Consider the following 25612-nt stretch of genomic DNA (forward strand, 5'->3'; position numbering starts at 1 on the left):
GTTTTGACGTGAATCGCGAGACGAAGCGGTTGATGGCGCGCCAACAGATGGCGCCAGAGAAGAAGCAGGACGCTGTCCGCCGTTCGAAGACGAAATCGAAGCGGACCAGGGAAAAAGGCCGTATTCGTGCCTATTTCAGTTCAGTCATCGCCGAGCTGAAGCTGGTGGATTGGCCGACTCGAGCCCAGGTGCGAAGTTACGCTACCGTTGTGTTCGTTACGCTTGTTTTTGTAGTGGGTCTTATCTTTTTGTTGAACCTCCTGTTCTCGACCGGTGTGACCAAGCTGTACGGTTGAGGCAGAGGATTGTGGGAGTAGTAGCGGTGTCAGACGAACAGGTTTCCGGTGAGGACGTTTCTGGTGGAGTTTTCCAGCAGGCCAATGGTGTGGGCGAGGAGAGTGCTCATGCTTTCGCAGGCGATAGCGGAGAAGATCTGCGTGGTGACGGTGCGCTAAGCACTGATGAGTTTGTCGACGGAGATCCGGCCCAGGGTGACGCGGTTCCGAATGACGTCACCGATGATGATGCAGTTGCTGATGATGCTTCTGGGGTCGACGGTGTTGAGGAGGAGTTTCTTGACGAGGTCGTAGAGTCTCCATACGATCGTGCTGGAGCTTGGTACGTGGTGCATTGTTATTCGGGTTACGAGAACAAAGTGAAGACAAACCTCTTTGCTCGTGTCAAGTCACTCAACCTTGATGAGCGAATCTATGAGGTCGAGATCCCGATGGAGGATGTGGCCGAGATCAAGAATGGCAAAAGAGTGTCGGTCCGCCGCAAGGTGTTTCCTGGGTACGTGATGGTCCGAGCTGACATGGACGACGAGGTGTGGACAGCGATCCGTAACACGCCAGGGATCACCTCATTTGTAGGATCTGGATCTAAACCAACCCCACTTTCGAAACGAGAAGTGGAGTCGATGCTCGCGTTCAAGACACCAGAAGAGATGCGAACGACGACCGTCCGCAAGCCGACCCATGGATTTGAGATTGGCGATACAGTACAGGTCAAAGAGGGTCCGTTGGCTGACTTTTCGGGACAGATCTCTGAGATCAACGCTGATCAGATGAAACTCAAGGTACTTTTCAATATCTTTGGGCGCGAGACGCCTGTGGAGCTCGACTTCTCACAGGTTACCAAAATCTAGCCTTGTCTCACGGTACTTTCTCACCGTAGTTGAGGCGAGCGCGGGCCCTTAGGCTGCGCAGCGTATATACTTGTCTGGTTCAATGTAAGGAGTTCAATCATCGTGGCAAAGAAACGTGTCGCCGCCATCGTCAAGATCAATTTGCCTGCTGGGGCGGCAACCCCGGCTCCTCCTGTGGGTACTGCGCTCGGACCGCATGGGATTCAGACCATGGAGTTCGTGAAGCAATACAATGCCGCTACCGAGGCGCAGCGTGGCCAAGTTATCCCGGTGGAGGTCACGATCTTTGAGGATCGCTCCTTCAGTTTTGTTCTCAAGACCCCACCGACATCGGAGCTCTTGAAGCAGGCGGCTGGCTTGGAGAAGGGGTCTGCCACCAACCGTCGGGCTTTGGTGGGAACGGTGACGAGAGACCAGGTCGAGGAGATCGCCAAGACCAAGATGCCTGATCTGAACGCCTTCAACTTGGAATCTGCCATGAAGCAGGTGATCGGCACTGCGATGTCAATGGGTCTTACCGTTGCTGAATAATCGGATTCTCGTGTTGACGAGTTGGAGAGTTTGGAGTTACTAATGGCTGGAAAAGTGTATTCGGAGCAGATCGCCAAGGTTGATGTTGAGAGGTTGTATCAGCCTCGTGAGGCTCTTGAACTCGTGCAGGCGTTGAGTAAGGCGAAGTTCGATGAGACCGTTGAGCTCGCAGTTCGTCTCGGTGTTGACCCACGAAAGGCTGATCAGATGGTACGTGGCACGGTAGCCTTGCCAAATGGTACCGGTCGAGTGGTTCGTATCGCTGTCTTTGCAGCTGGTGAGGCCGCTGCAGAAGCGAGGGAAGCTGGCGCGGATGTGGTTGGCGCGGACGATCTGGTGGAGCGCGTGACTGGTGGTTTTCTCGATTTCGACGTGGCGATCGCCACGCCGGATTTGATGGGACAGGTAGGTCGTCTGGGTAGAGTGCTAGGTCCGCGAGGTCTGATGCCGAACCCGCGAACTGGTACGGTGACGATGGAGGTTGGCAAAGCCGTCGCGGAGTTCAAGGCGGGTCGTGTGGAGTTTCGAACCGATAAGGTGGGCAATGTGCATGTGCCGATCGGTAAGGTATCCTTCACAACCGTGGCATTGCTGGAAAACTTTAGAGCGGTAATCGATGAGCTCGCTCGCGCAAAGCCGGCCTCCGCAAAGGGTCGTTACTTCCGTTCGGTGCACGTCAGCGCGACCATGACTCCCTCGGTCGGGCTCGATCCCAACAGGATCCGCCTTGTGGACGAAGATTTTCTCGCTGTTGGGGCTGCATAGTCACCATCTCTGCTAGAGTGTAAGACGCCTCGATTCGCTCAAGAGGTCCGGTGCTGTTGCTTAAATCCTGTGATGGGTGCCCGACGAAGCGATCTCTCCGAGTCAGGCAAAAGTTGTAAGGAGAGAAAATGGTCGAGAATCCGCGTCCCGCAAAGGTCGCTGTCGTCGAAGAGGTGCGAGCGAAGCTTGTCGCCCACGATGTGGTCTTTGTCACTGAGTACCGTGGCCTAAAGGTTGCCGATTTACAGGTCCTCCGCTCCCAGCTCCGGACCGTTGGAGCAGAATACAAGGTGTTTAAGAATACCTTGGTGCGGATCGCCGCTGTTGAGGCAGGTAGTGAGGTACTCGTTGGGCTTCTCACCGGGCCAAGTGGTCTGGTCTTTAGTGGTCCCGATGCCGCAGCAACAGCGAAGGCACTGCGCGAATTTTCGCGCACCAATGAATCGCTCGTCGTCAAGGGGGCACTCTTTGACGGTCAGTTGCTGGATCAGTCTGCCGTGTTCGCATTGGCGAACTTGCCAAGTCGTGAGGTGCTGCTAGCGCAGCTGGCTGGTCTGATCGCTGCACCAATGGTCTCGTTCGCTTCGGCATTGAATGCGCTTCCTCGTGACTTTGCATACGGGTTGAAGGCATTGGTCGATCAGCGAGAGGCTGCCTAGCGTGATGGATACGACGGGGTCATACTCGTCGGTCTCCCACTAGACGTTCGTAATAAGTAGCTCGACATAGTCGTTAGCGTAATCGTCCTCGACAGGACACGAAAGGAAACCAATGGCAGATGTGCAAGCGTTGCTTGACCAGATCTCTGAGATGACGGTAATCGAGCTCTCTGAGCTTTTGAAGGCCTTTGAGGAGCGCTTCGGTGTCACCGCAGCCGCTCCGGTAGCTGTTGCTGCTGCGGGCGCGGCCACCGGTGGTGCTGGTGAGGCTGCAGCGGCCGCTGAAGAGCAGGATGAGTTCGATGTCATCTTGACGGCGGCTGGTGAGAAGAAGATCCAAGTCATCAAAGAGGTGCGCGCGCTCACCAATCTTGGGCTTAAGGAAGCCAAGGATCTTGTCGATGCAGCTCCGAAGCCGGTGCTCGAGAAGGCCTCGAAGGAGGATGCCGAAAAGGCTAAGGCGCAGCTGGAAGCCGCTGGCGCTACTGTTGAGTTGAAGTAACGTTCGTACGCGCGTTCACGTGTCGTTTGTACCCGTCTTTTCGGGGACAAACGACACATCGCGTACTTCTTCCATCTATGCTATATGTTGTAGTGTCTTGCCCACCACTGAGCTCTTGAAAAACTCATCTGAGCGACCTTGTCGCTTGTATGAGTTTTTTTGTGTTTTCGGATCTCGTCTAAGGAGTAGTACTTGACCTTGCTTAACCGCTCACCCCAACGTTTCTCGTTTGCGAAACTCCCCCAGGTACTTCCGTTACCTGATCTTATCGCTATCCAGACAGATTCCTTCCGTTGGTTTCTTGAGGAGGGTCTCGCCGAGGCGTTCCACGACATCTCGCCGATCGAGGACTACGGGGGTCAGTTATCGCTCGAGCTTGAGTATGATCCCAACGATCCTGACTTGGCACCCTTCCCGAAGTATTCGGTGGAGGAGTGCAAAGAGAAGGATATGAACTACGCGGCACCGATCTTTGTGCGAGCCAAGTTCTCGAATAAGAGCACCTACGAGATCAAGGAGCAGATCGTCTTCATGGGCGACTTTCCCTTGATGACCGATCGAGGTACCTTTGTGATCAACGGTACGGAACGTGTCATTGTGTCGCAGTTGGTGCGCTCGCCTGGGGTGCTCTTCCAACCGGGGCGCGACCAACGCACCATCGTCACGGCCACCATCAATCCGTATCGGGGCGAGTGGCTGGAGTTTGATGTTGAGGCACGACCTGGTCGTGACATCCAGGCAGGGGCACGGGTCGCTCGTAAACGACGGCTGAGCCTGTTCACCTTGTTGCGAGCGGTTGGGTTTTCGGACCCTGCTGACCTGCAAAAGCTCGTACAACACTTTGATTTCTTGATTCCGCAATGGGAGAAAGAGGATCAGTCTCAGACCGAAGACGAGGCACTACTCGAGGTCTTCAAACGAGTGCGGCCAGGTGAGCCGCCCAACGCGGATGCTGCGCGCATGTACCTCGAGGGGGCGTTCTTTCAGGCACGACGTTACGATCTCACGCGAGTGGGACGTTATAAGATCGACAAGCGACTCAAGCCGGAGATCGCTCGTCTTGAGGATATTCTTGGCCATCCTCTCGACACCGAACATGAGACTCCGGGTGTACTCTCGAGAGCTGAAGTGGTGGCGACGGCTTCGTACATGTTGCACCTAGCCAGCGGTGAGCTGGGGTATCGCTATGACGACCAGGATCACTTCTCGAATCGGCGTGTCCGTAGCGTTGGGGAGCTGATTCAAAATCAGCTCAAGATCGGGCTTTCGCGTCTAGAGCGTCTTGTCCGCGAGCGGATGACTACCCAGGATGTGGAGGCGATCACGCCGCAGAGCTTGATCAACATTCGTCCAGTCGTCGCTGCAGTGAAGGAGTTCTTCTCAACCAGCCAGCTGTCGCAGTTCATGGACCAGAACAATCCACTCTCGGGATTAGCGCATAAGCGACGTCTCTCCGCACTCGGACCTGGTGGACTCTCCCGGGAGCGTGCTGGCTTTGAGGTGCGTGACGTCCACTCATCCCACTATGGCCGCATGTGCCCAATCGAGACGCCAGAGGGTCCGAACATCGGTCTGATCGGTGCCTTGGCGAGTTATGCGCGGTTGAATCGTTTCGGTTTTATCGAGACTCCGTACCGCAAGGTGGTCGAGGGTCGCGTGACCGATGATATCGTCTACCTCACTGCTGACGAGGAGGAGGAGTTCATCATCGCTCAGGCGAACGCTCGTCTCGATGCCGATGGACGCTTCATTGAGCCCAAGGTGCTGGTCCGTCGAGGACCACAAGGTGCGGTTGTGAAGGTCGGTGTCAATGAGGTCTCCTACGGTTCGACCTCCGAGGTGGAGTTGGCGACCCCAGACGAGGTGCATCTCATGGATGTCTCCACCTCTCAGGTGGTCTCAGTCTCCACGTCCCTGATTCCCTTTGTCGAACACGATGATGCCAATCGCGCCCTCATGGGTGCCAACATGCAAAAGCAGGCGGTTCCGCTGATGATCCCGGAGGCACCCTTCGTCGGTACGGGGGTCGAGGCTCGTGCAGGGCTCGATGCGGGCGATGTGTTGGTCGCGAAAGGTTCTGGTGTAGTGGCTGAGGTGACGGGCGATTCGATCGTCGTCGATTACGACAAGGGCCAGACCGATGGCAATGGGGTCCCCCTTGGAACCAAACGGTATCGCTTGGTGAAGTTTGAGCGTTCGAATCAAAACACCTGTTGGAACCAGCGCCCGCTTGTTGACCAGGGAGACCGTGTGCAAGCCGGGGATCTTCTGGCCGACGGCCCTGCGACCCAGAACGGTGAACTTGGACTGGGCAAAAATCTCCTCGTCGGATTTATGCCGTGGGAGGGTTACAACTTCGAGGACGCCATCATTATCTCTGAACGGCTGGTAAAAGACGACGTCTTGAGCTCGATTCATATCGAGGAGTTCGAGACCGATGCGCGCGACACGAAGCTCGGTGCTGAGGAGATCACCCGAGATATTCCGAACCTTTCGGAGGAGGCGCTGGCTGATCTCGACGAACGAGGAATCATCCGCGTCGGTGCCGAGGTGGGGCCTGGTGATATCTTGGTGGGCAAGGTGACCCCAAAGGGTGAGACGGAACTCACTCCTGAGGAGCGTCTGTTGCGGGCGATCTTTGGTGAGAAGTCGCGCGAGGTGCGCGATACTTCCCTCAGGGTGCCGCACGGTGAGTATGGGAAGGTTATCGACATCAAGGTCTTCAGTCGTGATGACTCTACGGAGCTGCCTCCTGGTGTCAACCAGCTGGTCCGGGTCTATGTGGCCCAGCATCGCAAGATCTCTGAAGGCGATAAGTTGGCAGGGCGACACGGCAATAAGGGTGTGATCTCGAAGATCCTTCCGCTTGAGGATATGCCTCGAATGGCTGACGGGACGCCGCTGGATATCATTTTGAATCCGTTAGGTGTGCCGTCGCGCATGAACGTCGGTCAGGTCCTCGAGGGGCATCTTGGGTTCGCGGCAAAGTGGGGTTGGACTCCAGTCGAAGCACCTGAGCAGCTGGCCTCGCTGAGTCACAAGACTCGACCACGGGCCATACCAAACACGTGGGTCGCAAGCCCGTCTTTTGACGGTGCGCACTGGGACGAGACCGAAGAGGCGGGTGGGCTACCCACGATTAAAGAGTTACTCACGAACCTCAACCCACAGTCCTTCGATGGCAACCGACTCGTCGGTGAAGACGGCAAGGCGCAGCTCTTCAATGGACGTACCGGAGAACCCTATGACAGCCCAGTCATGGTCGGCTACGTGTATATGATCAAGCTTGCCCACATGGTGGACGACAAGATCCACGCTCGGTCGACGGGACCCTACTCCATGATCACTCAGCAGCCACTCGGTGGCAAGGCACAATTCGGTGGACAGCGCTTCGGTGAGATGGAGGTATGGGCACTAGAGGCCTATGGCGCAGCGTACGCGCTCCAAGAACTGTTAACCATTAAGTCTGATGACGTGGTCGGACGTGTGAAGGTCTATGAGTCCATCGTCAAGGGTGAGAATATTCCGGAGCCGGGCATCCCAGAGAGTTTCAAGGTGCTGATCAAGGAGATGCAGTCGCTCTGTTTGAATGTGGATGTGCTCTCGCCCACGGGTGAGCGGGTGCAACTGCGCGAGCTCGATGAAGATGCATACTCTGCCTCTGAGGATCTTGGAATCAACCTCAGTCGGCCAGAACGCAATGTGGATTACGAAGATGATGGACGTCAGGAGAGAGGGATTTAAATGCTTGATTTGAGCCGATTCGATCAGATAAGAATAGGGCTGGCGACCTCTGACGATATCAAGAACTGGTCACGTGGCGAGGTCAAGAAGCCAGAGACGATTAACTATCGCACCCTACGTCCGGAACGCGACGGTCTATTCTGCGAGCGTATCTTTGGTCCAACCAAGGATTGGGAATGCGCCTGTGGAAAATACAAGCGGGTGCGATTTAAGGGGATCGTCTGTGAACGTTGTGGCGTGGAGGTCACACGAGCCAAGGTGCGTCGCGAGCGGATGGGTCATATCGAACTTGCGGCCCCGGTGGTGCATATCTGGTATCTTCGTGGCACGCGATCCTGGCTTGCCTATCTCCTCATGGGCACGACACCGAAGGAAGAGCTCAAAGCGAAGCAGTTGGAGAAGGTGATCTATTTCGCTGCCAATCTTGTGACTGCAGTCGATGAGGATCGCCGCCATCAGGATCTTCCTAATCTTGAGACGGAGATGCTCGAGGAGATCAAGAGTCTTGAGGACGGCCGCGATATCGAGATCGAGCATCGATTCCAAGATCTTGAGGAGCAGCTCGCAGCCATGGAGGCCGAGGGTGCCAAAGACAGTGATGTTCGTGCACGCCAACGCCAGCTGGAGAAGGAGATTCAGGCGGTTCGCGAACGGGCGAACCAGTCGATTGAACTTGTTCGGCGTGCGTTCGACGAGTTCCGTGAGCTCTATCCACGCATGATCATCGAGGATGAGATTCTTTGGAGGGAGTTGCGCGCCCGTTACTCGGAGTACTTCGATGGCGGTATGGGTGCCGAGGCGATCGCTGACTTGATCAACCGCATCGACTTCGATGCTGAGCAGATCAAGCTACGCGAAATGATTGAACCTACGGATGCCCGTCGGCCGCTTTCCGCGCAGCGACGTCAGAAGGCTATCCGCCGACTCAAGATCGTCTCCGCTTTCAATCGTCGTGATGAGGATGGCCGCAGGATCAACGATCCGATGGCGATGATTCTGTCCGTGGTCCCGGTGATTCCACCTGATCTGCGTCCAATGGTGCAGCTCGATGGTGGGCGTTTTGCCACCTCGGACCTGAATGACCTCTATCGCCGGGTGATCAACCGGAATAACCGACTCAAGCGTCTGCTCGACCTTGGTGCTCCGGAGATCATCGTCAACAATGAGAAGCGTATGTTGCAGGAGGCGGTAGACGCACTTTTTGACAATGGACGACGTGGTCGCCCTGTTGTCGGGCCTGGCAACCGGCCGCTGAAAAGCCTCTCCGATATGCTGAAGGGTAAGCAGGGACGTTTTCGACAGAATCTTCTTGGGAAGCGTGTCGATTACTCTGGTCGTTCGGTCATTGTCGGTGGTCCGACGCTAAAACTCCATCAGTGCGGGCTTCCCAAGTTGATGGCGCTCGAACTCTTCAAGCCATTCGTCATGCGAAGGCTGGTGGAGATGGAGTTTGCACAGAATATCAAATCGGCCAAACGAATGGTAGAACGTCGGCGCCCTCAGGTGTGGGAGGTGCTCGATGGTGTGATACGGGAACATCCGGTCCTTTTGAACCGTGCACCGACGCTCCACCGTCTCGGTATCCAGGCTTTTGAGCCGGTGCTGGTGGAAGGCAAAGCCATTCAGATCCATCCACTGGTGACCACCGCCTTCAATGCCGACTTTGATGGTGATCAGATGGCGGTTCACCTGCCACTCTCACCAGAGGCACAAGCAGAGGCGAGGGTGCTGATGCTCTCTGCGAGCAACATCATTTCGCCGGCCACTGGACGTCCAATCACCGTGCCGAGCTTGGACATGGTCTTTGGGTTGTTTTATCTCACCATCATCCGTGAGGACGAGATCGGTGCCGGCAAGGTGTTCAGACATAACTACGAGGTGCGTCGAGCGCTCGATGCCGGCGAGTTGGGGCTGCACGCTCCGATTCGTTTGCGTACGCTTGGGGCCGATGGAGAGGTCACCGAGCTGAGGACCACTGCGGGTCGCGTGATCTTTAACGAAGCGCTTCCGGAGGATTTTCGCTATGTCAATGAGATTATTGGCAAGAAAAACCTCCCCATCGGTGCCATCGTCGAAGAGGTTGCCAATCGCTATTCTCGCATCACGGTGCAGGTGACGCTGGATGCGATTAAGGACTTGGGCTTTCGGTACGCAACGCAGTCCGGTTTGACGATCTCTATCGATGACGTCAAGACACCAGTGGCGAAGGCGGAGATCCTCAACCGTTACGAACGCGAGGCTGAGAAAGCGGAGGCGCAATTCAAGCGTGGCATTATCACTGATGATGAACGTAAGCAGAAAGAGATCGAGATCTGGACCTCGGCGACGGCGGAGATCGGCCGTGCGATCGATGAGATGCTCGCTGCTGACATCATGAACCCGCTGGGAATGATGATCGAATCGGGGGCTCGTGGTAACCCACAGCAGATTCGGCAGATCTCGGGGATCAAGGGGTTGGTGGCGAATCCACGGGGTGAGATGATTCCCCGTCCGATTAAGTCCTCATTCCGCGAAGGGTTGCAGGTGCTCGAGTACTTCCTCTCCACCCACGGTGCTCGAAAAGGGCTTGCTGATACCGCCCTGCGGACCGCTGACTCCGGCTACCTGACTCGACGTCTGGTTGATGTCGCTCAGGAGATGATTGTTCGGGAGATCGATTGTGAGACGACTCGCGGGATCTGGTTGGAGGATATCCGACCTGATGAGGCAGGTAAGCGGTTCTACGTGGAGACACGTGCCTTCGGTCGCGTGCTTGCGGACTCGGTGCATCTCAATGACGGAAGTGAGATAGGGCGTGGAACCTTGCTCACCGATGCCTTGGTCGCCGCCATCACTGAGGATCCTGAAGTGCAACAGATTCGAGTACGATCGGCGTTGACGTGCGAGACCTCTCATGGGGTCTGCGCGATGTGCTATGGCAAGTCGCTCGGTGGAGTTGGCCTGATCGAATTGGGTGAGGCCGTCGGCGTGGTTGCAGCGCAATCGATCGGAGAGCCGGGAACCCAGTTGACGATGCGTACCTTCCACCAGGGAGGTATCGCAGGTTCGGACATCACCCATGGACTCCCGCGTGTCGTCGAGCTCTTTGAGGCTCGTACTCCTCGAGGTGCGGCTATCCTGGCCCATGGTGCGGGGATTGTCCATCTCGTAGATGAGGAGAATGGTCAGCGCGTCACGGTGGTCCATGACGATGGCACCGAAGAGACGTATTTGCTGCCGACACGAGTGCACCTTAATGTGCAAGAGGGCCAAGAGGTGGCCGCTGGTGACCCGCTCGTTGAAGGTCCAAAGGATCCAAAGCAGGTTCTTGAGATCAAGGGTATCCGGGAGACCCAACAGTATCTGGTTGAAGAGGTGCAGAAGGTCTATCGGGATCAGGGAGTGCCGATTCACGACAAGCACATCGAACTGATCGTCCGGCAGATGCTCCGACGGGTACTGGTTGCCGAACCGGGTGACTCACAGTTCCTCCCAGGAGAGCGCGTAGAGTCGCAGCAGTATGCCGAGGTGAATCGGGCACTGTTTGCCGAAGGGGCACGTCCAGCCGAAGGTCGACCGGAACTGATGGGGATCACCAAAGCATCGCTCGCGACTGAATCGTGGTTGAGTGCCGCCTCCTTCCAGGAGACGACTCGAGTGCTGACAGAGGCTGCCATCGAAGGCAAGTCGGATCCGTTGCTTGGACTGAAGGAGAATATTATTCTCGGGAAACTGATTCCGGCTGGCTCGGGTGTTCGAGATTATCGGTCGGTTGAGGTCAAGGCACCCTTCCATCGCAAGCTGTCATTTTGGAGCTCGGAGGAGGAGAACGAGTCTGGTCCGGAGGATCTCATTGAAGAGGGCTAGATCCATGCGTGTGTGCGTTAGACTGTCCGATTGGGCCAAGAGCGGCTCTGGGCTGCTCTGCGTGATGGCTATACCAGAATGTATTTGACGAGAGGAACGTCTTGCCTACGATTTCACAGTTAGTTAGAAAGGGTCGTGAGTCCAAGCGGACCAAGACCAAAACGCCGGCACTGAAGGGTTCCCCGCAGCGTCGTGGGGTCTGTACCCGCGTCTATACGGCTACTCCGAAGAAGCCGAACTCGGCATTGCGCAAGGTAGCCAGAGTGCGCCTGACCTCCGGAGTCGAGGTGACGGCGTACATACCTGGGATTGGTCACAATCTTCAGGAGCACTCTATCGTGCTTGTAAGAGGTGGTCGAGTCAAGGACCTCCCTGGAGTCCGCTACAAGATCGTTCGCGGCTCGCTGGACTCAGCTGGTGTGAAGAATCGTAAGCAAGCCCGTAGCCGATACGGTGCGAAGAGGGAGAAGTAGAGTTATGCCCAGAAAGGGCCCAATCCAGCCGCGATATATTGCCTCAGATCCGGTCTACCATTCAGTGCTTGTCGCGCAATTTGTGAACAAAGTGTTGGTGAGCGGCAAGAAGTCGGTCGCAGAGCATATTGTCTATCGGGCACTTGACACCATCGCAGAGAAGGTTGGTAGCGATCCGGTAGCGGTGCTCAAGCGTGCCGTCGACAACACGCGACCAGATACCGAGGTTCGCTCCAGGCGAGTAGGTGGTACCACCTATCAGGTCCCCGTGTTGGTCAAGCCGAGGCGGGCAAATTCGGTAGCGATCCGGTGGATCGTCACCAATGCCAAGGGTCGCCGCGAAAAGACGATGGTTGAACGTTTGGCGAATGAGGTACTCGATGCCTCGAATGGTATCGGTGCGTCGGTCAAACGTCGCGACGATACCCACAAGATGGCGGAGTCTAACCGCGCCTTCATGCACTATCGCTGGTAGGCAAGGCGTTGTCTTCGCGTCCACCGGTTCTGTTGGCTTGGCATGGTGCCGTTCTGTAGGTGTCTGCAATGGGCAGGTGGGGTCGCCTGGTTTGGTTGCGACAGCGGTCGCTGCCCTCAGGGAGCGTTGGCGGTAGGAGGAAGTGGTCCTCCGAGAGGACAACGGCCATGAGCTGGGGAGCCCGATCTTCATGGATGTGGAGGGACTGAGTAGACGTGGTTTGGATGAGAGTACGAAGGTATGAGCAGGGGGCCCAAGGAGTGTTAGTGGCTAGCCACGCAGAGGAGAAGGAGTAAATGGTCACGAAGCGCGAGATTCCGCTCGACCGTATCCGAAATATCGGAATTATGGCGCATATCGATGCGGGTAAGACGACGACGACGGAGCGTATTCTCTACTACACCGGCAAGAATTATAAGATCGGTGAGGTGCACGAAGGTGCGGCCACGATGGACTGGATGCCCCAAGAGCAGGAGCGTGGCATCACCATTACCTCTGCGGCCACGACGGCGTTCTGGAAGGATCACCGCATCAACATCATCGACACCCCGGGCCACGTGGATTTCACCGTTGAAGTGGAGCGGTCGCTCCGGGTGCTCGATGGCGCGGTTGCGGTCTTTGATGCAGTCGCCGGGGTAGAGCCTCAGACCGAGACAGTCTGGCGGCAGGGCAACAAGTATCTGGTTCCGCGCATCTGTTTTGTCAACAAGATGGATCGCGTTGGGGCTAATTTTGAGCGATGTGTCGAAATGATTAAAGATCGTTTGGACGCGAATCCTCTCGTCATCCAACTGCCCATTGGGTCGGAGAGCGATTTCCTCGGAGTGATCGACCTACTCCGAATGGAGGCGATCATTTGGGATGAGGGGATGGGAGACAAGTTCCATACCGAAGTGATTCCCGCTCATCTCCAGAGCGCGGCAGAGGATGCCCATCGAGAGTTGATCGACGTGCTCAGTAACTTCGATGATGATCTGATGGAGCTGTACATCGGCGATCAGGAGATCTCCGCCGAGTTTCTTCAGGGCGCGATCCGTAAAGCGACGATAGCGAACTCGTTGGTGCCGGTGTTGTGTGGGTCGGCCTTCAAAAACAAGGGAGTGCAGCCACTGCTGGATGCGGTGGTCGATTACTTGCCATCGCCGGTGGATATCAAGCCAGCTGTCGGTACCTCGCTCTCGGGAGCGGAGATGATCGAGCGTGAGCCGACGGACGAGGCCCCGTTCTCTGCGCTGGCTTTTAAGATCATGACCGACCCCTTCGTTGGGAAGTTGACCTATTTTCGGGTCTACTCCGGCACGCTTGACAAGGGCGCCACCGTGTTAAATTCGACCAAGGATAAAAAGGAGCGCTTGGGGCGGATTCTGTTAATGCACGCCAACCATCGCGAGGATATTGATTCCGTCGCTGCTGGTGACATCGTGGCGGCAGTCGGCTTTAAGAATACGACGACGGGCGATACCCTGTGCGACCCATCGAAGCCGATTATCCTTGAGAGTCTTGACTTCCCAGATCCAGTGATCCACGTTGCCGTTGAACCGAAGACGAAGGCGGATCAGGAAAAGATGGGTCGAGCGTTGTTCGCCCTCTCTGAGGAGGATCCGACGTTTCGCGTGCGCTCAGATCAGGAGACCGGTCAAACGGTGATCTCGGGCATGGGCGAGCTCCACCTTGAGGTGTTGGTCGACCGTATGTTGCGCGAGTTCAGGGTCGATGCGAATGTGGGTAAGCCTCAGGTGGCGTACCGCGAGACGATTCGCAAACCGGTTGAGCGGATCGAGGAGCGCTATATCCGCCAGACAGGTGGCCGTGGGCAGTATGGACACGTGGTGATCAATGTTGAGCCACTGGGCGTCGGTAGCGGTTATGAGTTTGTAGATAAGATCACAGGTGGTGTCATTCCTAAGGAGTACATCCCTGCAGTCGATGCTGGTATCCAAGATGCGCTTGGATCGGGTATTTTGGCCGGTTATCCGGTTGAGGACCTGCGTGTCACTTTGGTGTTTGGCTCCTATCACGACGTTGACTCTTCAGAGATGGCGTTTCGTATAGCAGGTTCTATGGCGGTGAAGAAAGCGGTTCGAGCGGCAGACCCTGTCCTCCTTGAACCGATCATGGCGGTAGAGGTGGTGACCCCAGACGATTACATGGGGGACGTCATCGGAGATCTCTCGTCCCGGCGTGGTCGGGTCGAGGGCATGGATCAGATCGGGAATAACCAAGTTATTCGCGCGCTGGTCCCATTGTCGGAGATGTTTGGTTACGCCACCGACGTGCGTTCTCGGACGCAGGGTCGGGCGACGTATACCATGCAGTTCCATGCGTATCAAGAAGTACCGGATTCCATAGCGGCGGAGATCGTTCGCAAGGTCCGGGGCGAGTAGACTACGTAGTTCTGTAATGGGTCAAGGTTGCGCCATGTGGGCGCAGTGAGTAGCAACGGAGCAGGAAAAGATGGCAAAGCAGAAGTTCGAGCGAAGTAAGCCTCACTTGAACATCGGAACCATGGGACATATTGACCATGGTAAGACGACGTTGACGGCGGCGATTACAAAGGTATTGTCCGAAGGGAATCCCAATGTAAAGTTCAAGCCCTTCGATCAGATCGATAAGGCACCAGAGGAGAAGGCCCGCGGCATAACGATCGCGATCTCGCACGTTGAGTACGAGACAGACAAGCGACACTATGCCCATGTTGACATGCCTGGACACGCGGACTATATCAAGAATATGATCACGGGTGCCGCTCAGGTCGATGGTGCAATTTTGGTGGTGGCGGCAACCGATGGTCCGATGCCCCAGACGCGTGAGCATGTGTTGCTCGCTCGCCAGGTCGGTGTCCCCTATATTGTCGTGGCGCTCAACAAGGCCGACATGGTCGACGATGAGGAGCTCTTGGATCTCGTTGAACTCGAGGTTCGCGAACTGCTGAACGAGTATGAGTTCCCCGGTGACGATACTCCGATCATTCGTGTCTCGGCCTTGAAGGCTCTTGAGGGCGACAAGGAGTATCAGGACAAGATCATCGAGCTGATGGACGCGGTCGATGAGTACATCCCCGTGCCTGAGCGTCCGCTTGATCGCCCCTTCCTTATGCCGATCGAGGATGTTTTGACAATTCCCGGTCGTGGAACTGTGGTAACGGGTAAGGTCGAGGCTGGTAAAGTCAAGGTCTCTGAGGAGGTCGAGATTGTTGGTCTTCGCCCCACGCAGAAGACGGTCGTGACTGGCGTCGAGATGTTCAACAAAGAGCTTGGCGAGGGCATGGCCGGCGACAACGTCGGTGTCTTGCTCCGTGGTGTCAAGCGAACCGATGTCGAGCGCGGTCAGGTGGTCTGCAAGCCAGGAAGCATCACTCCGCACACGGAGTTCGAGGCGAACGTCTACGTTCTGTCCAAAGACGAGGGAGGACGACACAAGCCGTTCTTCAATCACTATCGCCCGCAGTTCTACTTCAGGACGACCGACGTTACGGGAAGTATCATGCTGCCTGAGGGTACCGAGATGGCGATGCCAGGTGATAATCTCACCATCAAAGTGGAACTCGGAAAGCCTATTGCGATGGATGAGGGCCTTCGATTTGCTATCCGTGAGGGTGGCCGAACCGTTGGCGCTGGTCGTGTCGTGAAGATTATTAAGTAGTTCGCTGGTGAATGGCCCGGAGTGCGCTCCGGGCCATTCCCTGTGTTTGGTGAGGTGTTGGCCTGGTGTCGGCACAGAGACGGAGAGAAATGAGCGAAAAGCAGCGGATCAGAATCAGAATCAAGGGTTTTGATCATGAAATTTTGGAGGCGTCGACTCGTCGAATCGTGGACACAGTCACGCGTACCCAGGGCAAGGTTGTCGGTCCCGTGCCGTTGCCGACGGATATCCATCGATATACGGTGATCCGCTCGCCGCATAAGTACAAGGATTCCCGTGAGCATTTTGAGATGCGCGTCCATAAGCGGTTGCTTGATATCGTTGATCATTCTGCAAAAACGGTAGATGCGCTTAAGCGATTGGAGTTGCCGGCAGGGGTCGACATCGAGATCAAAATACAAAACGTGTAAATAACCCTGTTGGAGGCCCGGTCGTGGGTGCTGACAGAGTAGTATTAGTTGGTCATTTTGTGTCCGGTTGTGCCTTCATGGGACCCTCCGGCAGTTCTGACCTTTTGGCACCAATGCGCTGCTAAGCGTACGTGCCGTTGCAAAGATTGAAGGAATTCATGGCTAGTAAAACAGTGGTTGGCGAGAAAATCGGCATGACCCAAATCTGGGTCGACAACGATCGCGTGGTCCCGGTCACCGTGATTCGCGTCCTTCCTGCGAGGGTCCTGCGCCGCAAGACGGTCGAGCGCGATGGGTATGAGGCTTTGCAGGTAGCGGTCGGGGTGGTACAGCCTTCGCGCTTAACCAAACCGGTGCTCGGGCAGTTCACCTCCAGGGGTGTGGAGCCGGGACGCAGAATCATGGAGTTTCGCCTTGAGGGTTCCGAAGGGATGAGCGTCGGTTCGCAAATCGACGCCTCTGCGATCAGCTCAGGTGATCATGTTGATGTGATCGGCACTAGCCGGGGACATGGTTTTTCGGGTGGCATGAAGCGGCATAACTTCAAGGGCCAGGGAGCTAGCCACGGTAACCACAAAAAGCATCGTGCCCCGGGCTCGATTGGGGCTTGTGCGACGCCGGCACGCGTCTTTAAAGGTACTCGTATGGCGGGACAGTACGGTAGCGAGCGCACGACGATTTTGAATCTCGAGGTTGTGCGGTCCGAGCCGGACCGTCAATTGCTGCTGATCAAGGGTGCGGTCCCCGGTCCTCGCGGGGCGATGGTCGTCATCCGCGATACGGTGAAAGGTGGGAAGCGACTATGACGCTACAGGCACGAGTCGTCAGCATTACCGGAGCCATCGAGGGCGAGGTTGAACTCGCTGATGGGATCTTTGATATTCCCACCAACATCGGCTTGCTGCACCAGGTGGTCGTAGCCGAGGAGGCGAATCGTCGACGGGGTACCCATTCGACGAAAACACGAGCCGAGGTCTCTGGCGGTGGAGCCAAGCCCTTCCGACAGAAGGGTACAGGCAATGCGAGGCAGGGTTCGACCCGCGCACCGCAATTCACCGGTGGTGGTATTGTTCATGGACCCCGTCCACGCAGCTATGCGCAGGCGACACCCAAGAAGATGGTTCGGGCCGCGTTGAAGCAGGCGCTCTCCGACCGGGCTCGCGGGGCGGCAATCTATGTGTTGCGAGGAGCCGTACCGGTCCCCTCAACCAAAGGGGCCGTTGCGATCGTTCAGGGCGCCGGTCTTGCGGGAAAGAATGTATCGCTGGTTGCATTGCCAAACGAGGACGGCATCGTTCGTAGTTTCCGCAATCTGCCAGATCTCATGATTGCTACGCCATCTTCCCTGCTGACACGCACGGTTCTCACGAGCGATGTGGTGTTGTTCACGGAGGCGGGTTTGGCGGGCATCGTTGAACGTCTTGGTGACAAGGAGAGTGAGTAATGCACGCTGGGGATCGTTATCAGGTGTTGCGGCGGCCGTTGGTCTCCGAAAAGAGCTATCAGCTGATGGATACCGGTGTGTACACCTTTGAGGTAGATACGGATGCGACCAAGATCGATGTCCGCAAGGCAGTCGAGAAGCTCTTCGAGGTCAAGGTTGCTAAGGTCAACACCCTGAATCGCAAGGGTAAGTCGACGCGGAACCGTCGCACCGGCAAGGTTAGTTTTCGTCCCGATACCAAAATCGCCTACGTGACACTTCGCGAGGGTTTTGCTATCGAGTTGTTGCAGAGGTAGGTAGTCATGGCGATTCGTAGGCGTAAACCAACGAGCGCGGGACGGCGATTTCAGTCCGTCTCGACGTTTGATGAGATCACGAAGAAGGCCCCAGAGAAGTCCCTCTTGCAGCCGAAGGCGAGCACGGGTGGGCGCAACGCCAAGGGTCGCAAGACGGCCCGGCACCGGGGTGGCGGTCACAAGCAGCAGTATCGGTTGATCGACTTCAAGCGGACCAAGGACGGCGTGCCAGCGACGGTTGCTGCTATTGAGTACGACCCGAACCGCAACGCTCGTATTGCATTGTTGCACTATCATGACGGCGAGAAGCGATACATCCTCGCCCCCCGCGGACTCAAGGTTGGTGACAAGGTCCAATCGGGGATTGGTGCGGATATCACCGTTGGCAATGCGCTCCCGTTGCGGGCTATTCCCGTCGGGTCGGTGGTACACAACGTTGAGCTCCGCCCTGGACAGGGCGGTAAAATAGCGCGCAGTGCTGGCATGAGTGTGCAGCTGGTTGGGCGCGATGAAGTCTATGCAACCCTGCGTCTCCCGTCCACTGAGATGCGACGAGTACCGGCTGATGCCCGTGCCACCATCGGTGAGGTCGGCAACGCCGAGTACGAGTTGCTCTCGATCGGCAAGGCGGGCCGTAATCGTTGGAAGGGTATCCGACCACAGACGCGTGGCGTAGCGATGAACCCCGTTGACCACCCGCTTGGTGGTGGTGAAGGGAAGACTTCAGGTGGTCGGCATCCGGTCTCTCCTTGGGGTAAGCCAGAAGGTCGTACCCGTCGAGCGCATCGAGATTCGGATCAGTTAATTATTCGACGACGTCGCGGTCGCGGAGCCAGGAGATAGTAGATGCCAAGAAGTTTAAAGAAGGGTCCCTTCGTCGATGATCATCTCTTGAAGAAAGTGGATGATCTCAACGAGAAGAACGAAAAGCGCGTGATCAAGACATGGTCGCGCCGATCAACGATTATCCCTGACATGGTAGGGCACACCATTGCTGTTCATGACGGACGCAAGCATGTTCCGGTCTATGTCACTGAGTCAATGGTGGGACACAAACTGGGTGAGTTCGCGCCGACGCGGACATTCCGGTATCACGCCGGCCAAGAGAAGACGGCGAGGAGACGATAGTGGCCGAGACGTTGGAGGCGAATCAAGCACGCGCAGTGCTTCGGTATTTTCGGATGAGTCCTACGAAGGCTCGGCAGGTTCTCGATCTCATTCGCGGCAAGTCGGCCGTAGAAGCGATTCGCGCCCTGTCCTTAGTCAATCGTGAGGCAAGCGAAGTCGTCGGGAAGTTGTTGGCATCTGCTGTCGCGAATGCGACGGTGCGTTACGGTTTGGGAGCCGATGAGGTGTTTGTCGCTGCAGCGTTCGCTGATGAGGGTCCCACCATCAAGCGGTTTCGTCCTCGTGCGCGAGGCCGAGCGACGCGGGTGCGCAAGCGCAGCTGCCACATCACGATCGTGGTAGAAGAGATGCCGTTGTCGATGCGACGAGTAGAGGCAGCAAAGAACTCTGGACGGCAGAGCGCCCGTCGTGCCCAACGAGTAGCTTCCTCCCGGGGGACGAACAACGCCAGCGAGGCGAGTGCGAGGACTCCGAAGGCGGTCGACGCCGCCACCGGCGAGGTCGATGAAGGATCGTTCGCCGACGCTAGCACGGAGATGGTTGACAACTCCGTTCTCGAAGGCACGGCAGAGGCTCCCCAGGTCAACGGAGAGGTTGCAACCGAGGACAGGGCAGAGGAACTGGTCGTTGAAGCGAACGTGGTTGAAGCCAGCGCGAGTAATCCGACCGACGAATCGGAGACGGACGCAGTGGTTGGTGCTGAGACAGTGGCCGGCGATGATGAGACGCCAGCAGTAGGACAGGAGGACTCGTAATGGGTCAAAAGATACACCCGTATGGGTTTCGTCTGGGTGTCACCACTGATTGGAAGTCGCGTTGGTACGCCGACAAGGACTATCAAAAGTGGGTCATCGAGGATTACAAGATCCGGTCTTGGCTGCAGCGCGAGCTCGCGACGGCGGCGGTCTCTCGGATCGATATCGAACGTACGCGCGATCGTCTAAAGGTCGATATCCACACGGCTCGGCCTGGCATCGTCATCGGAAAGAAGGGTTCGGAGGTCGATCGTCTCCGCAAGGCGCTTGAGAAGTTAACGAGTTATCCACGAGTACAGCTCAATGTCGAGGAGGTACGTAATCCTGAGCTCGATGCGACCCTCGTCGCTCAGAGCATCGCGGACCAGATATCCCGTCGAGTGAGCTTCCGCCGGGCCATGAAACGGTCGATTCAGATCGTGATGAAAGAAGGCGGCAAGGGTGTAACGGTGCAATGTTCGGGTCGCCTCGGCGGCTCTGAGATGGCTCGCCGTGAGACCCACCGCGAAGGCCGGGTCCCACGACATACCTTGCGTGCGGATATCGATTATGGCTTACGAGAGGCGCATACCAACTCCGGCACGGTCGGTGTGAAGGTATGGATCTACCGTGGGGATATCGTCCCGTACCAGGTGGCAGTGGCGAGTGCAGCTCGTCCCAGTCTTCCCGACCGTCCTCGACGGATTATCACCGCGGGTGGTGGACGACGGCGCGCTGCCGAGGAGACAGTGGTCGAGGAGTTGGTCTCTGCCCCGACGGCGTTGTTGGAGGAGCCAGTTGTGCCAGAGGAGCTCGAACGTCTCTTGGCTGAAGAGGAAGACATCGAACGCCGCACCAAGGATGAGGGGCATGAGGCTCCGCATTTCAAGAAGGAGGTGGATTAGTCGATGCTGATGCCCCGCAAGGTGAAACACCGCAAGACCCATCGCGGTCGACTGACCGGCAAGGCCAAGGGAGGAACCGAGGTCAGCTTTGGGCGCTACGGTATTCAGGCGCTTGAGCCTGGTTGGATCACGGCTCGCCAGATTGAGGCTGCTCGTGTTGCGATGACCCGCCACGTACGCCGTGGTGGAAAGGTCTGGATTCGCGTCTTTCCGGATAAGCCGGTCACGAAGAAACCGGCTGAGACGCGCATGGGTTCGGGTAAAGGTAATCCAGAGTTTTGGGTGGCGGTTGTTCGCCCTGGCAAGATCCTCTTCGAACTCGATGGAGTGAGTGAGGAACTCGGACGCGAGGCGATGGAGCGAGCGATCCAAAAGCTCCCGATTAAGGCGCGTTTTGTTATCAAAGAGGGCGTGGAGTCGATTGGTGGAACGCGATGACAAAGGCGATTGAGTATCGAGAAATGCTCGATGACGAGTTGTTAGTTAAGCTTGGCGAGACGAAGGAAGAACTCTTTCGGCATCGCTTTGCTATTGCCTCCGCACAGGGCACCGATACCGCAAAACTCGGTGCACTGCGCAAGGAGCTTGCGCGTATCGAGACCGTTTTGAGTGAGCGACGGATCGTCGCCCGAGGAGGAAAGTGATGAGCGAGTCGCACGAAGAGCGCCCGCAACGTAAAGTTCGCGAGGGCGTAGTGGCCTCAGAGGCGATGGATCAAACCATTGTGGTGCTCGTGAACCAGCGGGTGCGCCACCCACGCTACATGCGTACGATCTCCAAGACCAAACGGCTGTATGCACATGATGTGAATAATGATGCCCATGTGGGGGATACTGTTGAGATCGAAGAGACCCGGCCTCTGTCGAAGCTCAAGCGTTGGAGGTTGGTCCGAGTAGTGGAGCGTGCAAGATGATCCAGCAGGAGAGTCGTCTACGAGTGGCGGATAATTCCGGTGCTCGAGAGGTACTGTGCATTCGAGTCCTCGGCGGTAGCCGTCGTCGGTATGCCGGTATTGGTGATGTGTTTATCGCCACGGTCAAGGATGCGTTGCCAGGAGCAGGTGTCAAGCGTGGGGATGTTGTCAAGTGTGTGGTGGTGCGCACCCGTAAGGAGTCTCGCCGCGCGGATGGAAGCTACATACGGTTCGATGATAATGCTGCGGTCTTGATCAACGATCAGATGCAGCCTCGTGGTACGCGTATCTTCGGCCCCGTCGGTCGTGAGCTCCGCGATAAGCGGTTCATGCGTATCGTTTCTTTGGCACCGGAGGTGTTGTAATGCGATTGAAGAGTGGAGATAGGGTACGCGTGCTCTCTGGTAAAGACCGCGGCTCTGAGGGTCAGGTTTTGAAGGCGTTCCCTCAGGAGCGTAAGGTGCTGGTCGAGGGGGTTCACGTGGTGCAACGCCATACCAAGGCTCGCGACGCTACCACTCCGGGTGGGATCATCGAAAAGTCCTTGCCGATCGATGCCTCCAATGTGGCGGTGATCTGTTCGTCGTGTGGTCCAACCCGCATCAGTATGGATGTTGATGAGTTTGGCAAGCGGTTTCGCGTATGCAGGAAGTGCAGGACGGCGCTATGACGACTACCGTAACACCGAGACCTCGACTCAAGGTCCGATATGACCAGGAGATACGAGCTCAGCTGTTCGAGACCTTGGGCGTTGGCAACGTTCACCAAGTTCCTACCCTCGACAAAATTGTCGTCAACATGGGGGTTGGCCGGGCTACTCAGCAGCAGTCGCTCCTCGAGGGAGCCATTCGCGACCTAGAGACGATTACCGGACAAAAACCGGCAACTCGTCGCGCCCGGAAGTCGATTGCCGCTTTCAAACTACGCGAGGGCATGCCGATCGGCGCGATGGTGACGTTGCGGGGTGACCGGATGTGGGAGTTCTTCGACCGGTTGGTCGCCATAGCGATTCCTAGGATCCGCGACTTCCGGGGGTTGAACCCGCGTTCCTTCGATGGTCATGGCAACTACTCCTTTGGGGTGAATGAACAACTGATTTTCCCAGAGATTGATTACGACAAGATTGATGCCACCCGTGGCATGGATATCACTATTGTCACGACAGCGGAGTCGGATGCACAGGGCAAAGCCTTGCTTCTTGCTTTTGGCTTCCCATTCCGGAAGGAAGGTTTGTAAATGGCAACCAAAGCGCTGATTGCGAAGTCCAATCGCCGTCCCAAATATCGAGTTCGTGCCTACACGCGATGCCAGCGGTGTGGACGTCCCCATGCGGTCTACCGGAAGTTTGGGCTCTGCAGGATCTGCCTGAGAGAGATGGCGCACCTGGGGGAGATCCCTGGCGTGACGAAGGCCAGTTGGTAGGAGGTTAGCCATGAGTATGACTGATCCAATCGCTGATATGTTGACTCGAATTCGTAATGCGACTCGGGTCCGGCATGAGGTAGTCCGTATGCCCGGTTCAAAGATTAAGACGGAGTTGGCGCGCATCCTTCAAGAGGAGGGGTATATCGACTCTTTCGCCGTTGCGCCAGCAGCAGCTGGCCCAGGGACCGTGCTCGAGATCCAGCTGCGTTACGTAGGGTCACGGCGACGTGATAGTGCTATCAATGGCATTACCCGCGTCTCCAAGCCTGGCCTTCGTGTCTATACGCAGGCTGCTTCGATCCAGCGAGTTTTTGGCGGTATGGGCGTGGCGGTGTTGTCCACCTCGCACGGATTGATGACTGATCGCGACGCTCGCAAGGCTGGTGTCGGTGGCGAAGTCATCTGTCATGTCTGGTAGAGGAGTTAAAGAGTGTCACGAATAGGTAAGCAACCTATCGTTCTTCCCGATGGAGTGACGATCACCGTTGAGGGTACGAAGGTCAAGGTCGACGGACCGAAGGGGACGTTGGAGCGCGAGATGCCGCCGATGGTCACCGTTGCACTCGATGAGCGCACGGTGAACGTAGGTCGAGTCGATGACTCGCGACAGGCACGGGCTATGCACGGGTTGTCGCGGACGTTGGTCAACAATATGGTGGTTGGCGTGAGTGAGGGATACCGTAAACAGCTCGAGATCGTTGGCGTTGGGTATCGTGCGCAGTTGCGCTCGCCCGGTGAGGTTGAACTTGCTCTCGGATTCTCTCATCCGGTCATCGTCAAGGCTCCTGAGGGCATTGGTTTTGAGGCGCCCTCGCCGACCCGTCTGGTGGTGCAGGGGGTTGACAAGGAGCTGGTCGGACAAGTTGCGGCCAACATTCGGAAAATTCGCAAACCGGAGCCCTACAAGGGTAAGGGTGTGCGGTACGAGGGTGAGAAGGTTGTGCGCAAAGTTGGAAAGGCTGGGAAGTAGGTAGCGATGTCAATAGACCAATCCCATAGTCGGCAGAAGCGGCGTCACCAACGGGTGCGTCGTAAGGTTGTCGGTTCGCCAGAGCGACCACGGTTGGCGGTGTACCGTTCTAATAAGCACATGTTCGCACAGTTGATCGATGATAGTCAAGGGGTGACTCTCGTCGCTGCCTCCACCCTTGAGGCCGACTTTGCCGGCAGCTCGACCGGTAACTGCGAAGCGGCGATCAAGGTCGGTAAGGTCATCGCCGAGCGGGCAGTCGCGCACGGGGTAACACAGGTTGTTTTTGATCGTGGTGGTTTTCAGTATCACGGTCGGGTTGCTGCGCTTGCGGATGCCGCACGCGAGGCGGGACTGGAGTTTTAGATGGCCGAAAGCCAGTATGAAGATCGCACCATCAAGGTCAATCGAGTATCAAAGGTCGTCAAGGGTGGCCGTAGATTCTCCTTCACGGCGTTGATGGTCGTGGGTGATGGCAATGGACGGGTTGGCATCGGTTATGGGAAGGCCAAAGAGGCGAGCATCGCCGTACAAAAGGGCACCGAAGAGGCACGTCGTAAGCTGATTTCCGTGCCGCTCGCTGGTACAACGATTCCTCACCCAATCATTGGACGGGCTGGCGCAGGGCGGGTGCTCTTAAAGCCAGCGGCTCCAGGTACCGGCGTGATTGCTGGTGGGGCGGCGCGTCAGATTTTAGAGATGGCAGGGATCACCGACGTACTTGCGAAGTCGCTCGGCTCCTCCAACGGTATCAACGTTGCTCACGCCACGATGGATGGCCTGGCCCACCTACTGAGTCCCGATCAGGTCGCTAAGGCCCGCGGGAAGTATCCGGATCAGATCGCTCCAAAGGGCATGCTCGCTTCGTATGAAGAGCGTAAGCGTCAACAGGAGGCGTCACATGGCTAAGGTAACGAGTGAAAAGCAACTGCGGGTGCGTCAAGTGCGCTCCTTGATTGGTTCCAAGCCGATCCATAAGGGGACGCTGCGTGCACTCGGACTCGGTCGTATTGGGAGAGAGCATGTGCTTCCCGACCGCCCCGAGATCCGCGGTATGTTGCGCAACGTACGTCACTTGGTAGTGGTCGAGGAGATTCAATGATTTATCTGCATGAACTAGCCCCGAATGAGGGTGCCAAGACCCGTAAGCGGCGTGTTGGGCGCGGTATCGGTGGTAAGGGTGGCAAGACAGCGGGTCGTGGCACCAAGGGACAGGGTGCGCGCGATACGATCCCCGTTGGTTTCGAGGGTGGTCAGCTTCCCCTGACGCAACGTATCCCGAAGCTGCGCGGGTTCGATAATCCCTTTCGTGTCTCCTACACCGTTGTCAACTTGGACCAGTTGGCCGTTCTTTCCGAACGGGGAGTGACGACGATCTCGCCGGAGGCCCTTGAGGCTGCTGGCGTGATCCGCAAGGGAGCGCTGGTCAAGATCTGCGCGCGTGGCGCGCTGAGTGCTGCCCTTGAGGTCTCGGCGCATGGATTCTCGAAGGCTGCTCGCGAGCTGATAGAATCAGCTGGTGGATCCGTCACGGAGATACCGTTGCCCTATAAGTCAGGTCGTCGCCCTTCGTTGGGTAACGCCTTGATGAATCGGTAGTGAG

Annotated in this window: 33 protein-coding genes; all 33 read left to right on the forward strand. The window is 56.8% G+C overall.

Translation table 11 applies throughout. The annotated features are described in order from the left end of the window. Positions 1–8: 8 nt before the first annotated feature. On the forward strand, positions 9–296 hold the full coding sequence (gene secE / locus M7Q83_RS07125) for a preprotein translocase subunit SecE (protein ID WP_298336818.1): 288 nt from the start codon (positions 9–11) through the stop codon (positions 294–296). Between the two features lie 26 nt (positions 297–322). Beyond that, positions 323–1147: a transcription termination/antitermination protein NusG gene (nusG, locus tag M7Q83_RS07130; protein ID WP_298336820.1), complete on the forward strand. Its 825-nt coding sequence runs from the start codon at positions 323–325 to the stop codon at positions 1145–1147. A 99-nt stretch (positions 1148–1246) separates the two neighbouring features. Beyond that, a complete protein-coding gene (gene rplK, locus M7Q83_RS07135) occupies positions 1247–1678 on the forward strand; it encodes a 50S ribosomal protein L11 (RefSeq protein WP_298336957.1) in 432 nt (143 codons plus the stop codon). A gap of 42 nt (positions 1679–1720) precedes the next feature. Further along, positions 1721–2443: a 50S ribosomal protein L1 gene (rplA, locus tag M7Q83_RS07140; RefSeq protein WP_298336822.1), complete on the forward strand. Its 723-nt coding sequence runs from the start codon at positions 1721–1723 to the stop codon at positions 2441–2443. 128 nt (positions 2444–2571) lie between these two features. Further along, on the forward strand, positions 2572–3102 hold the full coding sequence (gene rplJ, locus M7Q83_RS07145; RefSeq protein ID WP_298336824.1) for a 50S ribosomal protein L10: 531 nt from the start codon (positions 2572–2574) through the stop codon (positions 3100–3102). 112 nt (positions 3103–3214) lie between these two features. Then, positions 3215–3604: a 50S ribosomal protein L7/L12 gene (gene rplL, locus M7Q83_RS07150; RefSeq protein ID WP_298336826.1), complete on the forward strand. Its 390-nt coding sequence runs from the start codon at positions 3215–3217 to the stop codon at positions 3602–3604. A 192-nt stretch (positions 3605–3796) separates the two neighbouring features. Further along, entirely contained in the window at positions 3797–7348 is a 3552-nt protein-coding gene (gene rpoB / locus M7Q83_RS07155; protein WP_298336828.1) for a DNA-directed RNA polymerase subunit beta, read from the forward strand. Then, complete coding sequence (locus M7Q83_RS07160) at positions 7349–11194, forward strand: DNA-directed RNA polymerase subunit beta' (RefSeq protein WP_298336830.1); 3846 nt, start codon at positions 7349–7351, stop codon at positions 11192–11194. A 101-nt stretch (positions 11195–11295) separates the two neighbouring features. Continuing rightward, complete coding sequence (gene rpsL / locus M7Q83_RS07165) at positions 11296–11667, forward strand: 30S ribosomal protein S12 (RefSeq protein ID WP_035389109.1); 372 nt, start codon at positions 11296–11298, stop codon at positions 11665–11667. Between the two features lie 4 nt (positions 11668–11671). After that, complete coding sequence (gene rpsG, locus M7Q83_RS07170) at positions 11672–12142, forward strand: 30S ribosomal protein S7 (protein ID WP_298336832.1); 471 nt, start codon at positions 11672–11674, stop codon at positions 12140–12142. Positions 12143–12438: 296 nt separating this feature from the next. Then, positions 12439–14526, forward strand: a complete 2088-nt coding sequence (gene fusA / locus M7Q83_RS07175) for an elongation factor G (RefSeq protein WP_298336834.1) — start codon at positions 12439–12441, stop codon at positions 14524–14526. Positions 14527–14596: 70 nt separating this feature from the next. Further along, positions 14597–15784, forward strand: coding sequence for an elongation factor Tu (gene tuf / locus M7Q83_RS07180; RefSeq protein ID WP_298336836.1), 1188 nt, complete (start codon positions 14597–14599; stop codon positions 15782–15784). Between the two features lie 89 nt (positions 15785–15873). Then, positions 15874–16194, forward strand: a complete 321-nt coding sequence (rpsJ, locus tag M7Q83_RS07185) for a 30S ribosomal protein S10 (protein ID WP_298336838.1) — start codon at positions 15874–15876, stop codon at positions 16192–16194. A gap of 158 nt (positions 16195–16352) precedes the next feature. Beyond that, complete coding sequence (gene rplC, locus M7Q83_RS07190; RefSeq protein ID WP_298336840.1) at positions 16353–17000, forward strand: 50S ribosomal protein L3; 648 nt, start codon at positions 16353–16355, stop codon at positions 16998–17000. Next, entirely contained in the window at positions 16997–17638 is a 642-nt protein-coding gene (gene rplD, locus M7Q83_RS07195) for a 50S ribosomal protein L4 (RefSeq protein ID WP_298336842.1), read from the forward strand. Before rplC ends, rplD begins: the two co-directional genes overlap by 4 nt. Beyond that, on the forward strand, positions 17638–17934 hold the full coding sequence (rplW, locus tag M7Q83_RS07200) for a 50S ribosomal protein L23 (RefSeq protein ID WP_298336844.1): 297 nt from the start codon (positions 17638–17640) through the stop codon (positions 17932–17934). Before rplD ends, rplW begins: the two co-directional genes overlap by 1 nt. 6 nt (positions 17935–17940) lie before the next feature. Beyond that, positions 17941–18777 (forward strand): 50S ribosomal protein L2, encoded by an 837-nt coding sequence (gene rplB / locus M7Q83_RS07205; RefSeq protein ID WP_298336846.1) that lies wholly within the window; start codon positions 17941–17943, stop codon positions 18775–18777. Positions 18778–18780: 3 nt separating this feature from the next. Further along, complete coding sequence (gene rpsS, locus M7Q83_RS07210; protein WP_298208828.1) at positions 18781–19062, forward strand: 30S ribosomal protein S19; 282 nt, start codon at positions 18781–18783, stop codon at positions 19060–19062. Beyond that, the gene (gene rplV, locus M7Q83_RS14250) at positions 19062–19817 is read left to right on the forward strand and encodes a 50S ribosomal protein L22 (RefSeq protein ID WP_366526382.1); all 756 of its coding nucleotides are present in this window, start codon (positions 19062–19064) and stop codon (positions 19815–19817) included. Before rpsS ends, rplV begins: the two co-directional genes overlap by 1 nt. Then, the gene (gene rpsC / locus M7Q83_RS07220) at positions 19817–20701 is read left to right on the forward strand and encodes a 30S ribosomal protein S3 (protein ID WP_366526383.1); all 885 of its coding nucleotides are present in this window, start codon (positions 19817–19819) and stop codon (positions 20699–20701) included. The genes rplV and rpsC overlap by 1 nt, the downstream gene beginning before the upstream one ends. Before the next feature lie 3 nt (positions 20702–20704). Then, entirely contained in the window at positions 20705–21139 is a 435-nt protein-coding gene (gene rplP / locus M7Q83_RS07225; protein WP_298208829.1) for a 50S ribosomal protein L16, read from the forward strand. Beyond that, positions 21136–21345 (forward strand): 50S ribosomal protein L29, encoded by a 210-nt coding sequence (gene rpmC / locus M7Q83_RS07230; protein WP_298336848.1) that lies wholly within the window; start codon positions 21136–21138, stop codon positions 21343–21345. The genes rplP and rpmC overlap by 4 nt, the downstream gene beginning before the upstream one ends. Next, the gene (gene rpsQ, locus M7Q83_RS07235) at positions 21345–21614 is read left to right on the forward strand and encodes a 30S ribosomal protein S17 (RefSeq protein ID WP_298336850.1); all 270 of its coding nucleotides are present in this window, start codon (positions 21345–21347) and stop codon (positions 21612–21614) included. Before rpmC ends, rpsQ begins: the two co-directional genes overlap by 1 nt. After that, on the forward strand, positions 21611–21979 hold the full coding sequence (gene rplN / locus M7Q83_RS07240; protein WP_035389059.1) for a 50S ribosomal protein L14: 369 nt from the start codon (positions 21611–21613) through the stop codon (positions 21977–21979). Before rpsQ ends, rplN begins: the two co-directional genes overlap by 4 nt. After that, complete coding sequence (gene rplX / locus M7Q83_RS07245) at positions 21979–22284, forward strand: 50S ribosomal protein L24 (RefSeq protein WP_298336852.1); 306 nt, start codon at positions 21979–21981, stop codon at positions 22282–22284. The genes rplN and rplX overlap by 1 nt, the downstream gene beginning before the upstream one ends. Further along, positions 22281–22850 (forward strand): 50S ribosomal protein L5, encoded by a 570-nt coding sequence (gene rplE / locus M7Q83_RS07250; RefSeq protein ID WP_298336854.1) that lies wholly within the window; start codon positions 22281–22283, stop codon positions 22848–22850. Before rplX ends, rplE begins: the two co-directional genes overlap by 4 nt. Then, positions 22851–23036, forward strand: coding sequence for a type Z 30S ribosomal protein S14 (locus M7Q83_RS07255; protein ID WP_298336856.1), 186 nt, complete (start codon positions 22851–22853; stop codon positions 23034–23036). A gap of 10 nt (positions 23037–23046) precedes the next feature. Further along, complete coding sequence (gene rpsH, locus M7Q83_RS07260; RefSeq protein ID WP_298336858.1) at positions 23047–23457, forward strand: 30S ribosomal protein S8; 411 nt, start codon at positions 23047–23049, stop codon at positions 23455–23457. A 12-nt stretch (positions 23458–23469) separates the two neighbouring features. Beyond that, complete coding sequence (gene rplF / locus M7Q83_RS07265) at positions 23470–24009, forward strand: 50S ribosomal protein L6 (RefSeq protein WP_298336860.1); 540 nt, start codon at positions 23470–23472, stop codon at positions 24007–24009. A 6-nt stretch (positions 24010–24015) separates the two neighbouring features. After that, positions 24016–24375 (forward strand): 50S ribosomal protein L18, encoded by a 360-nt coding sequence (gene rplR / locus M7Q83_RS07270; RefSeq protein WP_298336862.1) that lies wholly within the window; start codon positions 24016–24018, stop codon positions 24373–24375. Then, complete coding sequence (gene rpsE / locus M7Q83_RS07275; RefSeq protein ID WP_298336864.1) at positions 24376–24918, forward strand: 30S ribosomal protein S5; 543 nt, start codon at positions 24376–24378, stop codon at positions 24916–24918. It abuts the gene before it with no gap. Next, complete coding sequence (gene rpmD, locus M7Q83_RS07280) at positions 24911–25111, forward strand: 50S ribosomal protein L30 (protein ID WP_298336865.1); 201 nt, start codon at positions 24911–24913, stop codon at positions 25109–25111. The genes rpsE and rpmD overlap by 8 nt, the downstream gene beginning before the upstream one ends. Beyond that, positions 25108–25608, forward strand: coding sequence for a 50S ribosomal protein L15 (gene rplO, locus M7Q83_RS07285; RefSeq protein ID WP_298336867.1), 501 nt, complete (start codon positions 25108–25110; stop codon positions 25606–25608). Before rpmD ends, rplO begins: the two co-directional genes overlap by 4 nt. Positions 25609–25612 lie beyond the last annotated feature (4 nt).

The sequence above is a fragment of the Ferrimicrobium sp. genome (assembly GCF_027364955.1).
In the GTDB taxonomy this organism is placed as follows: Bacteria; Actinomycetota; Acidimicrobiia; order Acidimicrobiales; family Acidimicrobiaceae; genus Ferrimicrobium.

Bases quoted from the DNA above. Each gene is read 5' to 3' on its own strand.
- rplA (WP_298336822.1), top strand. From the start codon at position 1,721: ATGGCTGGAAAAGTGTATTCGGAGCAGATCGCCAAGGTTGATGTTGAG.
- rplJ (WP_298336824.1), top strand. From the start codon at position 2,572: ATGGTCGAGAATCCGCGTCCCGCAAAGGTCGCTGTCGTCGAAGAGGTG.
- rplL (WP_298336826.1), top strand. From the start codon at position 3,215: ATGGCAGATGTGCAAGCGTTGCTTGACCAGATCTCTGAGATGACGGTA.
- M7Q83_RS07160 (WP_298336830.1), top strand. From the start codon at position 7,349: ATGCTTGATTTGAGCCGATTCGATCAGATAAGAATAGGGCTGGCGACC.
- rpsG (WP_298336832.1), top strand. From the start codon at position 11,672: ATGCCCAGAAAGGGCCCAATCCAGCCGCGATATATTGCCTCAGATCCG.
- fusA (WP_298336834.1), top strand. From the start codon at position 12,439: ATGGTCACGAAGCGCGAGATTCCGCTCGACCGTATCCGAAATATCGGA.
- tuf (WP_298336836.1), top strand. From the start codon at position 14,597: ATGGCAAAGCAGAAGTTCGAGCGAAGTAAGCCTCACTTGAACATCGGA.
- rpsJ (WP_298336838.1), top strand. From the start codon at position 15,874: ATGAGCGAAAAGCAGCGGATCAGAATCAGAATCAAGGGTTTTGATCAT.
- rplC (WP_298336840.1), top strand. From the start codon at position 16,353: ATGGCTAGTAAAACAGTGGTTGGCGAGAAAATCGGCATGACCCAAATC.
- rplD (WP_298336842.1), top strand. From the start codon at position 16,997: ATGACGCTACAGGCACGAGTCGTCAGCATTACCGGAGCCATCGAGGGC.
- rplW (WP_298336844.1), top strand. From the start codon at position 17,638: ATGCACGCTGGGGATCGTTATCAGGTGTTGCGGCGGCCGTTGGTCTCC.
- rplB (WP_298336846.1), top strand. From the start codon at position 17,941: ATGGCGATTCGTAGGCGTAAACCAACGAGCGCGGGACGGCGATTTCAG.
- rpsS (WP_298208828.1), top strand. From the start codon at position 18,781: ATGCCAAGAAGTTTAAAGAAGGGTCCCTTCGTCGATGATCATCTCTTG.
- rpsC (WP_366526383.1), top strand. From the start codon at position 19,817: ATGGGTCAAAAGATACACCCGTATGGGTTTCGTCTGGGTGTCACCACT.
- rplP (WP_298208829.1), top strand. From the start codon at position 20,705: ATGCTGATGCCCCGCAAGGTGAAACACCGCAAGACCCATCGCGGTCGA.
- rpmC (WP_298336848.1), top strand. From the start codon at position 21,136: ATGACAAAGGCGATTGAGTATCGAGAAATGCTCGATGACGAGTTGTTA.
- rpsQ (WP_298336850.1), top strand. From the start codon at position 21,345: ATGAGCGAGTCGCACGAAGAGCGCCCGCAACGTAAAGTTCGCGAGGGC.
- rplN (WP_035389059.1), top strand. From the start codon at position 21,611: ATGATCCAGCAGGAGAGTCGTCTACGAGTGGCGGATAATTCCGGTGCT.
- rplX (WP_298336852.1), top strand. From the start codon at position 21,979: ATGCGATTGAAGAGTGGAGATAGGGTACGCGTGCTCTCTGGTAAAGAC.
- rplE (WP_298336854.1), top strand. From the start codon at position 22,281: ATGACGACTACCGTAACACCGAGACCTCGACTCAAGGTCCGATATGAC.
- M7Q83_RS07255 (WP_298336856.1), top strand. From the start codon at position 22,851: ATGGCAACCAAAGCGCTGATTGCGAAGTCCAATCGCCGTCCCAAATAT.
- rpsH (WP_298336858.1), top strand. From the start codon at position 23,047: ATGAGTATGACTGATCCAATCGCTGATATGTTGACTCGAATTCGTAAT.
- rplR (WP_298336862.1), top strand. From the start codon at position 24,016: ATGTCAATAGACCAATCCCATAGTCGGCAGAAGCGGCGTCACCAACGG.
- rpsE (WP_298336864.1), top strand. From the start codon at position 24,376: ATGGCCGAAAGCCAGTATGAAGATCGCACCATCAAGGTCAATCGAGTA.
- rpmD (WP_298336865.1), top strand. From the start codon at position 24,911: ATGGCTAAGGTAACGAGTGAAAAGCAACTGCGGGTGCGTCAAGTGCGC.
- rplO (WP_298336867.1), top strand. From the start codon at position 25,108: ATGATTTATCTGCATGAACTAGCCCCGAATGAGGGTGCCAAGACCCGT.